Here is a 14,820-nt window from a genome sequence, read left to right on the forward strand (position 1 = left end):
GGCCGTACGGCAAGGCCCCCGCAGTAAACAGGGGCCAGAGGGAATTACGCGTCTGACGGTTTGGTTTTCCCAAACAGGGAAGGTGCCCAGAGGCTCGGGTCAACCTCCTGGAACTGCGCGCGGACAAAGTGTTCTTTCAAGTGGAACGGCACCGTACAGTCGAAAATTGTTTTGGTGGTGGTGCCTTTGGCGGTGACGCGCGGGTCATACTGCGGTGTTTGTGACGGGTCGAGCACATGCCCGGCGACACCCGGCACAAAGATCGCGTCCATGTCACCTGAGAAGCGGGTCTGCATCGCCCAGAGCACATCATCGGTATCGAATAAGTCGACATCCTCATCCACCAGAATGACGTTTTTCAGCTCACGATACACGGCCAGCGCAATCAGTGCTGCCTGGCGGGTCATGCCGTCGTCGCCGTCATGACGTTTCTGCACCTGCAGAATGGCCAGGAACTTGCCGCCGCCTGCACTGTGGGCATAGACATTTTTCACCAGCCCCGGCAGCGCATCCTGGCACTCAATGTGGATACTGGCTTCGGTCGGGATACCGGCCAGGCTGACGTGTTCTTCACCCGGCCCGACCAACGTTTGCAGAATCGGGTTTTTGCGGGTGGTGACGGCCTTGACCTTGATCACCGGCAACGAGGGGTTCGCCTCACCGGTATAACCGGGGAATTCCGGCATCGCTTTACCGGTATGGGTGTTTTGATCTTCCTCCACGCGGACACCCGGCAGGATTTCCCCTTCAATCACGATTTCCGCCCTGGCAATCGCCCGCTGGCGCACAGTCAAACACTCCACCAGCTCGACCGGCTGGCCGCGCAGGCCACCGGCCACGCACAGTTCATTAAACCCGAATGGGGTGGTGGGTGCCTCGAACTCCGCCCCGATATAGATGGCCGGGTCCAGCCCCATATTGATGGAGACCGGCAACGGCTTGCCCGCTGCCTCTGCTTTCTGGCGGAACACATCGATATGCCGCCCCGGCGCAAAGAAAATCGACAGCTCATCCTTACCCTGCACGCACAGGCGGTGGATGGTGACATCCGCGTTGTCCTGATCATCCGGGTCACTGCCGAGCACCAGCCCCATGCAGAAATAGGGGCCGGCATCCTCGGCGGTATTGGTCGGCGCAGGCAACAGGTTGCGCAGGTCAAAGCCCGCTTCATCAGCGCGGTGCACCACTTCCTGACAGGGCGCATCCTGTTGCTTTACCATCACCGGCGGCGTGACGTTCCTGCGCGCTTCCGCCATCTGGATACCCAGCTCACGTACCGGCGCACCCAGCAAAGCGCTGACCCGTTCACGGCTGGCCAGCATCCCCACCAGCACCCGCGCATCCGGGAAGCCTTTGATGTTATTAAACAGCATCGCCGGGCCGGTGCGGGTAGGGCGCATCACGGTGCCGCCGGCGCCAATATGGCGGTAGACCCCGGCCAGTTCGCCGATGGGGTCCGTCTCGCGGTCTGTTTCCAGGTAGTGGCCCGGCAGGGTTTTCAGCAAGGCGATGGCGGAGCGTAAATCGTTGACCGGTGGCACGTCCCACCCCTGGGGGTGGGCATCGCCGGGATTGACCACATGGTAATGTGCTGGGCGTTTCTGAGGCATGGCGCGGTACTCCCTATTTTTTCTCTGCGTGGATTTTCAGGCGGTAGAGCACCGCCCCCCAATAGCTGTTGCAGAACGGCAGGTGGGGGTCATCCTCCTGCCATTCACCGTCCGCCAGGGTCACCTGCGTCACGCCTGGGGCCGGTTCCGAGAGGGTCAGGGTCAGCGTTTTGTCGCGGGAGTTGCCGGGGCCTTCCACACAGGTCTGGGCGATCAGCCGGTCCGGCTCAAGCTGGTCAGTGCGCCAGCCAAAACGCAGGCCGGGCTTTGGGGTGAGGGTCAGGATCCGGCCGGGGGCAATATCGCCTTCCACCTGGCCTTTATGCCAGACGGCCATCTCCTCCGGGGTGGTCAGTGCGCGATACACCGCGGCGCAGGGGGCCGCGATCTTGATGGCATGATGCAACGTCTTCATGACTTCTCCTCCTGAAAATAGGAATGCAGTGAGGCTGCCCCGGCATCGGCGGCAGGCGTTATAGCCTTCACACTATATTGCCTTCACACTATAGCAGTGCGGCATAACCTCACCCGGCCCGGCAGCCGTCACCACATATCCTGATGCAGTTTTTAACCAAAAGGCACACAATATTGAAGGGATAAGCAAAACCGGATTGGAGGGAAAGCAACGCAGGCAGGAAAAACAAAAAAGGCTCCCACTGTGTAGCGGGAGCCTTTAGGGTACTGCAGATTGACACATTAACATTTACTGACTTAACAACATGATACTTCGGTTTGCACATCTGATGAGGTGCACTGTAATAACAGGAATATATGACACCCGATAACTATGTCCTCCTGTATAACGCGTTGATGACACTGACGCGTAGGAATACTCCGCTATACCGCCAGCCCGGATGCGCAGCCGGCTCAGTACACCGCCCTGCGATAGGCATTCTTTATTTCACGGCCTGATAACTGCCGTTGCGTAATATAACCGCGCCGCTAAAGAACCCACGGCAATAAAGAACCTGATTATCGCGGTAGTTCCCCCTGCGTGCGATGAGCAACTGCTATTACGTGGCCTGAAAGCGTGGTTACGTAAATACACCCCAGGAATAAACGCCGGGCGTAACCTTCCCATACAACATTCACTTCGTGGCCTTTATCGCACATCTCTTCATACAGATAACTGCATGGCAACAACAAGATATAAACAGCGGCACCCTTCGCCTGATGCCTTGATCATTTGTCATCTCATCGTCACCTTAAATGTAGTATTCGCTGCTATAATGTCAACCCATTTTTTTAAAAAATGATGATTTATGAGAGAGGCGGAAATAACGGTTTCAGGCTGTTTTCCGTACCCCCTGTTAAATAACAGAAAACCACCACGCAACGGTGAAGCTTTTTTCACACCCCCCGCCGGCAGGGCCCGGCAACCCCTTTCCGCGCCGGGTTCCGCCCGCCATGCAGCTGCGGCAGCCATGCGGTGCAGGGCCATCACTGATTTTTTTTATGAAAAATGACACCGGGCGGTTTATCCGCCGTATGCCCCGGCCGGGCACCACGGGAAATAAGAATGTGCTCTCTTTGTTCAATAAGGAAAAGTGAGAAAGCGAAGCGCGGGGAAATAAGCCGGTGAGATAAAATGATGGCAGGAAAAATGCACCCTGTGCAGCCGGGTGATACGCTCAAAAAATACCTGCTGCGGCATTGTGATAAATAAAGGAGCACCCAATGACAGCCAAAGATGACTTTTTCAAAAAGATGCGTGAAAACGTGGAAGAAGAGAGAACCGCGATTGAGGCCGTGAAAGAGGATATCTCCATGTTTCAACGGGAAATTGCCTTCCTGTTCGAAAACATCGAGTTATGGTTCCAGGACAGCAGCGTCCGCTGTGACAGGACAGAAACGTTTCTGACTGCCGGGAATGCGCCTTACGCCCGTTACCAGGTTCAGGAACTGCGCCTGACCAACGGCAAAAAGACCCTCTTTATTGTGCCGCAGGGCCTCTATTATTTTGGCGGGGCGAAAGGCTGTATCCTGGTTTCCGTGGGCAATGACCGCAGTGACAGAAAACTGTTTGAACTGCGGATGCAGGACAGCCGGGCGAACTTTGAAAACTGGGCGATCATTGACCATCAGAAACCGCATCACGTCACGCCCTTTAATGAAGAGAATTTCTTCAGGCTGATTTATGACTTTTCCTGAGCACCTTCACACCGGGTCACCGGCGTTGTGCTCATGGCCCGGCCAACGCAATTGTGGAAACAGCAATAACCGGATGTTAAACAAGTAGAACAGCGGCTTAAACGCCCGCTCATCCCGGCTTGCCAGCATCTCCAGCCGGAACAGCAGTAAATCGAGCTCCTCCAGCAACGCCGGGTGCGGGGCGGTGTGCAGCGATTTCATACGCCGCTTGAGGTATAACCCCAGCTCGTGAAACATCTGCCCGCTGTCGATGTGGTACTGCACCAGCACCTCACGGTCACGTGCATAGAAATCAAAGCAGTAGGCCCCCATCCACGCTTCTGCAATCAGGTTCCCGCCGGATTCCAGATCCGCCTCCGGGTCGAGCCGTTTGCGCGGCAGGATAATGTTCACCCTGTCCAGCGTACGGGCGATAAACTGCTGGCGCGCCAGCAGCGAAGAGGCGTTGCGCTCAATCTCTTTGATGAACCGCAGCAGGTCACGCAGCCCTTTGCGCAGTGCGCGTTTGGCCGTCCAGGCCGGGCGCTTGTTACGGATAACCGCGGTGATGGTGGCCGCGAACAGGATCCCCACCATCGCAGACATCGCGGTGTTGATTACCCCCGGCAGATTGGGCGCAAAGTGGTGGCTCATGCCGATAAACCCCGGCAACTGCGTGGCGACGCTCAGCCCAATCATGTTGGTGGCAGGCCGGGCGATCACCAGCCCCAGCGCCATCAGCCCCGGCGTCAGGCAAATCAGCAGCGCCTCGAAGGTCACGGCCTGCGGGATCAGCAACGCGATATACAGCACGCTGACCACCAGCGCGAACAGCACCCCTTTGATAAACAGTTTCATCGGCGTCAGCGGGGTGTCGGCCCCGGCAAAGAAGGAGCTGAGGATCGCCGCCATCATCGGGGCGGTGGCCCCGTCCGCCCAGCCGCTGCCAATCCAGAACAGGCAGGAGCCGAACGTGGCGAGAAAAGCCGTCAATGCCGAGAGCAGCAACATGCCTTTATCAATGTGGCGGTGCGCGCGGGCCTTTTTCGCCAGCCGCGTATCCCCGGAGAGATCGCTGACCAGCACGCTGACGCTCTGGTACGCCCCGGCAATGCGCACAAAATCCGCCAGCCGCTCCAGCAGGCCAATCAGCAAAATGCTCTCTTCCGTGCCCAGCGCCCGGCGCTGCCAGGCCTGTTGCAGCCCGGCCTGACAGGTGTGCAGCGCCTCTTTGACGGCATCAATCTCATGCAGGATGTCACCCCCGTTCAGCCAGTGCAGAAACTGCCGGAATGTCTGTGCCACCGGCTCGGGAAAGCGGATCTGCTGTTCGCCCAGCAGGTTCAGCCGCACCTCAATGGCGGTCAGCGTCGGGATCAGGTAAGAGAGGTGCTGGTACTGCACGCTGACGAGGCGGATCAGCTTGCGCGCCGCATCGCCTTCATACACGCAATGGGTGATCAGCGTTTCGACATTCAGCGGGAAGTTCGCCATCTGGATCAGGATGTCCTCCCGCGCCAGGGATTTGTCTTTCGGCAACACGGTGATCAGCTCGCTGCACAGTTTGCGCCCGTTCTGGTACCAGACGCTGACGCTCTGTTCCAGCAGGCTGCGCATCGACACCGGGAAGACCAGCCGGTGCACCAGTGAGCTACAGACAATCGCCACCGTGATCTCTTCAATGCGGGAAATCACCGTGTCCGTGATGGAGCCGGCCGACGCCACACTGGGAAAGCCCATAATGGCGGCGCTGTAACCCGCCAGCATAAACACATAACTTTTCGGCGTGCGGTCATGCAGCGAAAGATAGAGGCAGGCCGCCACCCACAGCGAGACGCACAGGCTGAACAGCACCGGGCTTTGCACCGTGATGGGGTAAATCAGGAAAATAAACAGCCCACCCAGGAGGGTACCCAACAGGCGGAACACCGATTTGGAAAGGGTCGAGGCGGAATAGAGCTGTGAGGCAACATAGACCGTGGTCAAGGCCCAGGCCGGTTTTTCAAGGTTAAGTTCAAGGGAAATAAACAGGGCCAGAAAGGCGGCAAGACAGGTTTTTACAGAGAACAGAACTGCGTTTTTAGAAAGCCACTTCATGGAAGGATCGTACCAATGCACGCTGAGTGGCGCGTATCCTGCCAGAAGCCTTCCGGTTGCGCGCGGCAATTTATACTACAAGCTGTTACCAGTTGGGTCTGCTGATGTTTTTATTTATTTAACAGGACGTTAAATCGCGTTTTTTTGTGCGGTTCCGGTGGTGTGGGGTGGCGTGTTGGGCAGGCGGGATAAAAAGTTGATAGCGGGGCACTGAATAGGGAGAATCGCGGCCACTTAAAAAGAACTGACTAATAATGAGTGACCTGCAAAATGGATGAACATCGTCAACATACGTGGCCGGCCCGCGTAAAAGGGGGGCTGCGCCGCCTCTGGCCCCAGCCGTTAGTGGTTGCCAAAAAACAGATTATCCTGGCGAGCCTGGGGGCGGCCATTGGCCTGGTGCTGACCAGCCTGTTCAGCCGCTGGTTACTGGGCGACGTCAATCCCTGGTTTGTGGCACCGATGGGGGCCTCGGCGGTATTGCTGTTTGGCGTGCCCAACAGCCCGCTGGCACAACCCTGGTCGATTATCGGCGGCAACGTCTTTTCCGCGCTGATTGGGGTTACCGTCGGCATGTGCATTCCCCAGCCGGCCATCGCCTGTGGGGTGGCGGTGGGGCTGGCGATTGCCCTGATGTATGCGCTGCGTTGCCTGCATCCGCCCGGTGGGGCAGTGGCGCTGACGGCCATTGTGGGCGGGGCAGGGATCCACCAGGAGGGCTTTTACTACGTTTTCAGCCCGATTCTGGTTAACTCGCTGTGCCTCGCGGTGCTGGCGATTGTGTTCAACAATCTGGCCGGGCGGCGTTATCCCCATCCTTTATCTGCTGCTGAAAGCAAACCCGCCCCGATCTCTTTTGCGGTGCCGATAACCCGGGAGGATCTGCATGAAGCGCTGCTTGCGGGGCAATTTCTGGATATTGATGAAGAGGATTTGCAGGCGCTGTTGCACGACGCGGAGCAGATTGCCGTAAACCGGCAGCAGGCCGCAAGCCGCTAAACCCACCGGGGGCCGCAAAAAACAGGCGGCCCCTGCACGCCTCCCACGTACCCGCAGCCAGCCGCTAACAGGGGCAACAGACCTGGGCTTTTCCTTGCCGGAAACCGGGGTGTTTAATTAAGCCGTTGTTCAAAGGCAATAATAAATTGGATTTTATTGCGTTTTTACCGGCAATGCGTCCGGCAGGTTGCCGCGCCCTTTCATGCCCCGCAGGCAATAAAATGCGGCGTTTTATTGGTTATAAAAAAACATGTAACATAATGATAACAACTGGGGTGATGATTAATCCACCAACCTGTTGATTATTAGGCTAAAAAATGTAAACAAATCTAAACAAAATTAAGTATTGAGTACCGGGGTAAAAAACCCTATATTGGCCGCGCTTTACCCACGGTAACGACTTTTTTAATTCAATTATTCAACCTGGGCGTTAACAATAACCCTGGTTGTAGGAGTGATATGATGACGGATAAAGTCCGTATTGATACTTTAGGTGCTAATTCATTAAACAGTAACAATGAAACTTATTTGGCGCGTCAGGCTGAATTCGAATCGAATGTCAGGAGTTATCCACGTAAATTGCCGTTGGCGATCGCAAAAGCCCAGGGCGTCTGGATCACCGATGTTGAAAACAATCAATATCTTGATTGCCTCGCAGGCGCAGGCACGCTGGCGCTCGGCCATAATCACCCTGATGTACTGCAAAGCATCCAAAATGTCATTACCAGCGGCTTGCCGTTACATACACTGGATCTGACTACTCCGCTGAAAGATCAGTTCTCCGAATACCTGCTCTCCTTATTGCCGGGCGCGGGCAGCGAGTACTGCCTGCAATTCTGCGGCCCGTCCGGCGCGGACGCGGTAGAAGCCGCCCTGAAACTGGCCAAGAAACACACCGGCCGCAGCGGCGTGATCAGCTTCTCCGGCGGCTACCACGGCATGACCCACGGCGCCCTGGCGGTGACCGGTAACCTGTCTCCGAAAGAGGCCGTCAACGGCATGATGCCGGAAGTCCAGTTCATGCCTTACCCGCACCAGTACCGCTGCCCGTTGGGTATCGGCGGTGAAGCCGGTGTGAAAGCGCTGACCTACTACTTCGAAAACCTGATCAACGATGTCGAGAGCGGCGTGCGCAAACCGGCAGCCGTGATCCTGGAAGCCGTGCAGGGCGAAGGCGGCGTGAACCCGGCCCCGGTCGAGTGGCTGCAACGCATCCGTAAAGTGACCCAGGAGCACGGCATCCTGCTGATCATCGACGAAGTGCAGGCTGGCTTTGCGCGTACCGGCAAACTGTTTGCCTTCGAGCACGCAGGCATTGAGCCGGACATCATCGTGATGTCCAAAGCGGTCGGCGGCGGCCTGCCGCTGGCCGTGCTGGGCATCAAGAAACAGTTCGACGCCTGGGCACCGGGCCACCACACCGGCACCTTCCGCGGCAACCAGCTGGCGATGGCCACCGGCCTGACCACCCTGAAGTACCTGAAAGACAACCAGGTGGCTGACAAAGTCGCCGCCCAGGGTGAGTGGCTGAAAGGCAAACTGGCTGACCTGCAAAAACGTTACCCGGTGATTGGCCACGTACGCGGCCTGGGCCTGATGATCGGCATCGAAATTGTGAAGCCGGGCGAAGCGCAGGATCACATGGGTTGCTACCCGGCTGACGGCGAGCTGTCTGCCCTGTTGCAGAAAAAATGCTTCGAAGCGGGGCTGATCCTGGAGCGTGGCGGGCGTCACGGCAGCGTACTGCGTCTGCTGCCTTCCCTGCTTATCACCAACGACGAGTTGGAGATTTTCCTGGATAAATTTGAACACGCCCTGTTGGCTGCCGGTGTTAAACCGGTTTGAGTGGAAGAGAAAGAATGACCCGGCAAAACCCGATTCTGGCCGCCTCTGCGCAAAGCACTGAGGCGTACCAGCAGGCCATCGCCCAGAGCAGCGCGGCCGTCGTGCAGTGGCTGCAACAGCCTGAGATGTATCAGGGGAAAAGCGTGGCGGAACTGCGTGAGCGCATCACGCTGGATTTCAACCCGCAGGGCCTGGGCAACCAGGCCGCGATTGAACGCGCGATTGAGTATTTCCTGAAAGACAGCCTGTCGGTACACCACCCGCAGTGCGTGGCGCACCTGCACTGCCCGAGCCTGGTTGTCAGCCAGGCGGCGGAAGTGCTGATCAACGCCACCAACCAGAGCATGGACTCCTGGGACCAGAGCCCGTCAGCCACCATCATTGAGATGAAGCTGATCGAGTGGCTGCGTACCCAGGTCGGTTACCAGCCCGGCGATGCCGGGGTGTTCACCAGCGGCGGCACCCAGAGCAACCTGATGGGCCTGATGCTGGCGCGTGACGCCTTCTTCGCCCGCCAGGGCCACTCCATCCAGCAGGATGGGCTGGTAGGCAACCTCAGAAAGATCAAAGTCTTCTGTTCTGAAAACGCCCACTTCTCGGTGCAGAAAAACATGGCGCTGCTGGGCCTGGGTTACCAGTCCGTCACGCTGGTGAAAACTGACCGCTTTGCGCGTATGGATCTCAATGATCTGAAAGAGAAAGTGGCGCAGGCGCAGGCCAACGGCGAGCAGATCCTGGCGATCGTCGCGACCGCCGGCACCACCGATGCCGGTGCGATTGACCCGCTGCGTGACATCGCGGCGGTGGCGGCCGAGCACGACATCTGGCTGCACGTCGATGCGGCCTGGGGCGGCGCGCTGCTGCTCTCTGAGAAGTACCGCGACTACCTGGACGGCATTGAGCTGGTGGACTCCATCACCCTGGACTTCCACAAGCAGTTCTTCCAGACCATCAGCTGCGGCGCCTTCCTGCTGAAGGAAGCACGCCACTATGAGCTGATGCGCTATCAGGCGGCGTACCTGAACTCTGAGTTCGATGAAGCGCAGGGCGTGCCGAACCTGGTCTCCAAGTCGTTGCAGACCACCCGCCGTTTCGATGCACTGAAACTGTGGATGGGCCTGGAAGCGCTGGGCCAGAAGCAATACGCTGAGATCATCGATCACGGTGTGACGCTGGCGCAGCAGGTTGCGGCCTATGTGGCTGAGCAACCGGCCCTGGAGCTGGTGATGCAGCCGCAATTGGCCAGCGTGCTGTTCCGCTACCGTCCGGCGTCGCTTGCCGGTGCGGACAATGCCGCCATCGCGCTGCTCAACCAGCGCATCGGTGATGCCCTGCTGGACTCCGGGCGTGCCAACGTGGGCGTCACGGAATTTGACGGCGTCACCTGCCTGAAAATGACGTTGCTCAACCCAACGGTCACGCTGGACGACATCAAAACGCTGCTGGCACTGGTGGAAACCACCGCGCAACAATTGCCGACCGCCTGATTTTCCGGTTGGCAGAAAAAAGCCGATGCCCCAGGGCATCGGCTTTTTTATTGGGTGCGATTTATTAGAGGCAAAACCATGTCAGTAGTTTACTTAATCAGCCTTCATTTTTTCTTGCTCTTCCACATAGCCGCCATAGGTCATTTCAACTTTTCCATTTTCATATTTAAAACGGGAGTCGTCATCGAAAGCGATGATTGAGTTTTTTTCACCCCAGGATACCCAGCTAACATGCGATCCATCTACAGGAGGACTAAATATGTTTGATACGATAGGTTTTCTTTTTGTTAAATCTATCATTATATTTGCGTGGCATTTATAATCATCGATACCTTGTGTGCAATTTCCTCTTGCATAGTAGTAAAAAATTATTTTGTCTCTTTTTTTGTTTTTTTTATCCAAGTAATAAGCTCCTGGGTCAGGAGTAATTAAATCAACTTTTGCTTTATAAATTATTTTATCATTAAGATAAATGTATGAATAACCATCATTTGATTCACTTGCTGATAAATTACGCACTTTCCCTAGTGAGATATTGTAGCAACTGTAATCATCTGGATCACATAATTCATCTGCAAAGCACGGAGTTATAAAGAGCATAAAAAAATATATTTAAAGATGGACATGTTTAATCCTGTTTTTTAACTTTTCTCAGAATTGATTCGGTTTTTTCTTTAAGTTGAAAATTTACCCTCTTTCTTTCATCACAGTAAAATACACCAATATCTATATAAGTATCTATAAACTCTAGTAACCAGCCTCGATGCCCTTCTATATAAGATCCGCGGTGATCATCTGCTATGCTTCCAGCCTTATCAGCACCAACCTGCGCAATCAACAATCTTTCAGCTGCCGCCTCAGTAATTGTGCCCTTTATAAACCGGATCGTGTCTGTCAGCCCAAGATGGTGCGCCAGATAGATCAGTTTGGCTTTTTCCGCATCATTTAACGCCGCGATGCGGTAGCCCGCTTTTTCCAGCGCGTCCAGATTGTGCACGCCATAATCAATTGCTCGCATTATTTTTATTTCCCCTAGGTTACTTTAAAGGGAGTTTAAGTAAGGGAACAGCTCAAAAGGATGTCCCCTTATCCTCAGATTAGGAAGTTATTTGTTTTTTTTCTTTTCCATTTCTATCTTCTTTTGCTCTTCCACATAACCGCCATAAATCATTTCCACTTTTCCATTTTCATATTTAAAACGGGAGTCGTCATCAAAGGCAATGATTGAGTTTTTCTTTCCGACTGAAGCCCAACTTATGTGAGAGCCCTCACTAGGAGGGCTGAATTTATTAGAAATGATTGGCTTTTTACTAGATAAATCAAGCAATATATTTACATTGCAATTGTAGTCATCGACTCCTTTTTTGCAATTGTTAAAAGAATAGTAACTTACAACAAATTTAATTATTTCAGTATCTAAGTTATCATTTTCAAAACCAATAGGTTCAGGTATAAAATAATCAGTTTTATCTTTATATATTAAATCCCCATTAAAATAAATGTATGAGTACTCATCCCCGGAATCGGTTCTGGATATAAATTGAATTTCTCCTGCGCTTGTTTTTATACAAGAATAACCATCACTTTGGCAATTATTTTTAGAAAATGATAAAACAGGAAAGATTATCATAGCTAAGAAAATATATTTCATTTTGACTCCTTTATTTTAATCATTACTTGTTCAATGCTACTTTGAGTAAGTGAAATATAATTTATTTTTTCTTGGCAAACGAATAAGTTGATATTTATATAGTCATCTATGAATTTAAACAGCCATTTTCGATGGCCGGAGCAATATGAGTTATTGTTATTTTCATAATACCAATTTGCTTTTTTTTCACCAACCTGCGCAATCAACAATCTTTCAGCTGCCGCCTCAGTAATTGTGCCCTTTATAAACCGGATCGTGTCTGTCAGCCCAAGATGGTGCGTCAGATAGATCAGTTTGGATTTTTCCGCATCATTTAACGCCGCGATGCGGTAGCCCGCTTTTTCCAACGCGTCCAGATTGTGCACGCCATAATCAATTGCTCGCATCATTTTTATTTCCCCTAAGCTACTTAAAAGGGAGTTTAAGTAAGGGAACAGCTTAAAAGGATGTCCCCTTATCCTCAGATTAGGAAGTTATTTGTTTTTTTTCTTTTCCATTTCTATCTTCTTTTGCTCTTCAACATAGCCGCCATAGGTCATTTTTAACTTTAATATTCTTAGCCTTTTCTACTCTGCTACATAGCCGCTATCAATCATTTCAACACTACCTTTTTTATAAATAAATACAGATCCGTTTTCAAAAATAAACCTTGATTTCTCACTCCCCCATTTTATATATAGGAGTTTGTCATTTAACACAGGAGGGTAAAACTGATTGGAAATAAAAATATCTTTAACAAGGTCGATAACGAAAAGTTTTTTGCACCTAACAATAATATTGTCTATAACGCAATTATTACCATTATATTTTAATAAAATGATATCTATTTCATTATTGTCATTTTCATGATATGGGAGGTCATAATAAGAAAATGCTTCATCAATATTACTTGTTTCTAGCTCTAAAATAACTTTGTCGTTTAGATAGAGCCCATATTTTTCATCATCTATTTTTTTGATACCAATATTCCCTTGCTTGTTTTGCAACCGCCTTTATTTATAGAGCAATTCGTTTCGGCAGTGCAATTAAAGCTTATTGTTAATATAGCTGCAAAAATAAAGATATACTTACGCATAAAATCCTCTTGTCTTATTTATGACTTCATCTAGATTTACATTGTCAATTCTTTGTTTTTTTGATTCTGCGCAGTAGAATATATTAATATCAATGTAATCATTAATGAATGAATTTAACCATGTTCTATGCCCTATGATATAAGATTCTTGATTTTTATTTGCGTATTTTTCAGCCGCGTCCGCTCCAACCTGCGCAATCAACAATCTTTTAGCTGCCGCCTCAGTAATCGTGCCTTTTATAAACCGGATTGTGTCTGTCAGCCCAAGATGGTGCGTCAGATAGATCAGTTTGGCTTTTTCCGCATCATTTAACGCCGCGATGCGGTAGCCCGCTTTTTCCAGCGCGTCCAGATTGTGCACGCCATAATCCACCGCGGCCATAATGGCGTATTCAGCCACAAAGCGTTTATCCAACCATGTACTGAGCGAGTACGTCGCTTTGGGTGGGTAGGGCGTGCAGCCATCCAGATATCCTTCACGCTTTAATTCTTTGCTGCTTTTCCACAGGTCTAATGAAACCTGGAATTTTGTTTCAAGCACGGGCCTGCCATCAAGGCCAGCAACTGCTTTTCCTGAACTATCGCGTTTCGGTATAAGGGCAACCAAACCAGAGAGTTTTGCTTTTTCATACAGGAACGTACCTTCACGCAGTGTTTCATCCATCCAGGTTCCATTTAGAAACTGGGTCATGCCTGCGGCGGAGCTTTTATAAAAGGCGACGTCATCGGTGGGGAGCCCAAGCTCCTTTCTTCTTTGTTTTTCCTTCTTGATTTTTGCTGAGCTCAGGCAAACTGAATCCGGGTTCCAGATACCCCCTTTATGTTTGGCTGCTTCTGCATTAATGACGACAGCAATGCTCTGTGGGATAAAGCCGCTTCGCTCTGCAGCAGCAATAATTTCATTCCAGTAAATAAAATTCTTGCCCAGTGATAAATCGTAGCGGTTAGGGCAGACATGATTTACCTGCACCACAGGCTGCCCCTCATTATTCCGCCCTTCACTGATGGTATAGACCTCATGTTTATCCTTATCGAGGTAACCCGGCGCTCCCTCTAACGCTACGCTCTTGCCTTGTATGCGAACTTTGGGGCTGGTGAGGATAACGTCCGTTTTCCCGGGCATCGGGGTGAAACTGGCGACCTCTTTGACTTTACCCGCCGCACTGGAGACAAATACCTGTACCTGGCTCTCCGCGTTAAGCAGGTAATCTTTAATTTTTCCCATCTCATCCGTGACTGACTCATAGACGTCACCGAGCGCGGATACAATTTTGACTTTCAGGCCGGCCAGCGGTTTCTCTATCAAGTCAAAAAAGGTAAAAGATAACTGACACGGCTCAGCGCCATTGCCAGGCTCCTGTTCAGGCGCGTCATAGGCATAGCGTGGGGCAGGGAGATGTAAAACCTGACCGGGATAAATCAGCGAGGGATTAGCGATGCCATTTATTTTTACAATATCATCGACGGTACAGTGATGATGATTTGCAATTTTGCTCAGGGTATCGCCTTTACGGACAACCACACGCGTTTCTGTAGCATCCAGTGAGGAAATTTCATCAAGCGGAACGGGTTTACCTTCAGGGTCAAAATAACATTTCCATTCAGCTGACCACCCCAATAGGCCATCATATTCGGTGGGCCTGTCGTGTGGTTTCTCAAACAGAGGTAATAACTTACCGCTCATTGTGTATCCCCTCCAGAAAAGGGTTTAAATATAAGTTCATTGCTGCGTGTTTCATCGGTGCTTTTAATAGAAGATAACCTGTAGTTAGAGTCTGGCTCCAGCGTTGGCAATTCCGGTGTTTCAACCACCTGCCGCGCCTTTTTCTTCCTGTCGTAATACCCGGCCTTAGTGACATAATCGCCCATCGTGGCCGACTCAATGCCGTCTTCATCTATCCGGATATAACTCCCGCCGCCGTTCAG

At 52.1% G+C, this 14,820-nt stretch carries 13 protein-coding genes and 1 pseudogene; 4 read left to right on the plus strand and 10 right to left on the minus strand.

Annotation, left to right across the window (positions count from 1 at the left end; translation table 11 throughout):
* Nucleotides 1-44: 44 nt before the first annotated feature.
* Both JK232_RS11625 and JK232_RS11630 read right to left on the minus strand, forming a co-directional pair.
* Nucleotides 45-1,610, minus strand: a complete 1,566-nt coding sequence (locus JK232_RS11625; protein ID WP_079205260.1) for a UbiD family decarboxylase — start codon at nt 1,608-1,610, stop codon at nt 45-47.
* 13 nt (nt 1,611-1,623) lie between these two features.
* Nucleotides 1,624-2,025: an SRPBCC family protein gene (locus tag JK232_RS11630; RefSeq protein WP_072929531.1), complete on the minus strand. Its 402-nt coding sequence runs from the start codon at nt 2,023-2,025 to the stop codon at nt 1,624-1,626.
* A gap of 1,262 nt (nt 2,026-3,287) precedes the next feature.
* Between JK232_RS11630 and JK232_RS11635 the strand changes: the two genes are divergently transcribed.
* Complete coding sequence (locus tag JK232_RS11635) at nt 3,288-3,761, plus strand: hypothetical protein (protein ID WP_072929533.1); 474 nt, start codon at nt 3,288-3,290, stop codon at nt 3,759-3,761.
* Between the two features lie 6 nt (nt 3,762-3,767).
* Here JK232_RS11635 and JK232_RS11640 read toward each other — a convergent pair whose 3' ends face one another.
* Nucleotides 3,768-5,837 (minus strand): FUSC family protein, encoded by a 2,070-nt coding sequence (locus tag JK232_RS11640; protein ID WP_212589226.1) that lies wholly within the window; start codon nt 5,835-5,837, stop codon nt 3,768-3,770.
* Between the two features lie 270 nt (nt 5,838-6,107).
* Here JK232_RS11640 and JK232_RS11645 point away from each other — a divergent pair, with 270 nt between their 5' ends.
* From JK232_RS11645 to JK232_RS11655, 3 genes are all read left to right on the plus strand, one after another.
* Entirely contained in the window at nt 6,108-6,836 is a 729-nt protein-coding gene (locus JK232_RS11645; protein WP_072929538.1) for an HPP family protein, read from the plus strand.
* A gap of 462 nt (nt 6,837-7,298) precedes the next feature.
* Nucleotides 7,299-8,681, plus strand: coding sequence for a diaminobutyrate--2-oxoglutarate transaminase (locus JK232_RS11650; RefSeq protein WP_072929540.1), 1,383 nt, complete (start codon nt 7,299-7,301; stop codon nt 8,679-8,681).
* 14 nt (nt 8,682-8,695) lie between these two features.
* On the plus strand, nt 8,696-10,168 hold the full coding sequence (locus JK232_RS11655) for a pyridoxal phosphate-dependent decarboxylase family protein (protein WP_072929542.1): 1,473 nt from the start codon (nt 8,696-8,698) through the stop codon (nt 10,166-10,168).
* Between the two features lie 93 nt (nt 10,169-10,261).
* On the opposite strand, the gene JK232_RS11660 is transcribed toward JK232_RS11655, so the two are convergent.
* The 7 genes and pseudogenes from JK232_RS11660 to JK232_RS11690 all read right to left on the minus strand — a co-directional run.
* A complete protein-coding gene (locus JK232_RS11660) occupies nt 10,262-10,768 on the minus strand; it encodes a hypothetical protein (RefSeq protein WP_212589238.1) in 507 nt (168 codons plus the stop codon).
* Nucleotides 10,769-10,796: 28 nt separating this feature from the next.
* A complete protein-coding gene (locus JK232_RS11665; RefSeq protein ID WP_212589227.1) occupies nt 10,797-11,186 on the minus strand; it encodes a hypothetical protein in 390 nt (129 codons plus the stop codon).
* 87 nt (nt 11,187-11,273) lie between these two features.
* On the minus strand, nt 11,274-11,819 hold the full coding sequence (locus tag JK232_RS11670; RefSeq protein ID WP_212589228.1) for a hypothetical protein: 546 nt from the start codon (nt 11,817-11,819) through the stop codon (nt 11,274-11,276).
* Nucleotides 11,816-12,208 (minus strand): hypothetical protein, encoded by a 393-nt coding sequence (locus tag JK232_RS11675; protein WP_246538486.1) that lies wholly within the window; start codon nt 12,206-12,208, stop codon nt 11,816-11,818. Before JK232_RS11675 ends, JK232_RS11670 begins: the two co-directional genes overlap by 4 nt.
* Before the next feature lie 177 nt (nt 12,209-12,385).
* Nucleotides 12,386-12,805, minus strand: a complete 420-nt coding sequence (locus JK232_RS11680; RefSeq protein WP_212589229.1) for a hypothetical protein — start codon at nt 12,803-12,805, stop codon at nt 12,386-12,388.
* A gap of 81 nt (nt 12,806-12,886) precedes the next feature.
* Nucleotides 12,887-14,578 (minus strand): LysM peptidoglycan-binding domain-containing protein, encoded by a 1,692-nt coding sequence (locus tag JK232_RS11685; protein WP_212589230.1) that lies wholly within the window; start codon nt 14,576-14,578, stop codon nt 12,887-12,889.
* Nucleotides 14,575-14,820, minus strand: a pseudogene (locus JK232_RS11690) (hypothetical protein); the annotation flags it as partial. The pseudogene JK232_RS11690 and the gene JK232_RS11685, both read right to left, overlap by 4 nt.

This window comes from Nissabacter archeti, from assembly GCF_018257325.1.
GTDB lineage: Bacteria > Pseudomonadota > Gammaproteobacteria > Enterobacterales > Enterobacteriaceae > Chimaeribacter > Chimaeribacter arupi.

Bases quoted from the DNA above. Each gene is read 5' to 3' on its own strand.
- JK232_RS11650 (WP_072929540.1), top strand. From the start codon at position 7,299: ATGACGGATAAAGTCCGTATTGATACTTTAGGTGCTAATTCATTAAAC.
- JK232_RS11630 (WP_072929531.1), bottom strand. From the start codon at position 2,025: ATGAAGACGTTGCATCATGCCATCAAGATCGCGGCCCCCTGCGCCGCG.
- JK232_RS11625 (WP_079205260.1), bottom strand. From the start codon at position 1,610: ATGCCTCAGAAACGCCCAGCACATTACCATGTGGTCAATCCCGGCGAT.
- JK232_RS11635 (WP_072929533.1), top strand. From the start codon at position 3,288: ATGACAGCCAAAGATGACTTTTTCAAAAAGATGCGTGAAAACGTGGAA.
- JK232_RS11685 (WP_212589230.1), bottom strand. From the start codon at position 14,578: ATGAGCGGTAAGTTATTACCTCTGTTTGAGAAACCACACGACAGGCCC.
- JK232_RS11655 (WP_072929542.1), top strand. From the start codon at position 8,696: ATGACCCGGCAAAACCCGATTCTGGCCGCCTCTGCGCAAAGCACTGAG.
- JK232_RS11670 (WP_212589228.1), bottom strand. From the start codon at position 11,819: ATGAAATATATTTTCTTAGCTATGATAATCTTTCCTGTTTTATCATTT.
- JK232_RS11640 (WP_212589226.1), bottom strand. From the start codon at position 5,837: ATGAAGTGGCTTTCTAAAAACGCAGTTCTGTTCTCTGTAAAAACCTGT.
- JK232_RS11660 (WP_212589238.1), bottom strand. From the start codon at position 10,768: ATGCTCTTTATAACTCCGTGCTTTGCAGATGAATTATGTGATCCAGAT.
- JK232_RS11665 (WP_212589227.1), bottom strand. From the start codon at position 11,186: ATGCGAGCAATTGATTATGGCGTGCACAATCTGGACGCGCTGGAAAAA.
- JK232_RS11675 (WP_246538486.1), bottom strand. From the start codon at position 12,208: ATGATGCGAGCAATTGATTATGGCGTGCACAATCTGGACGCGTTGGAA.
- JK232_RS11645 (WP_072929538.1), top strand. From the start codon at position 6,108: ATGGATGAACATCGTCAACATACGTGGCCGGCCCGCGTAAAAGGGGGG.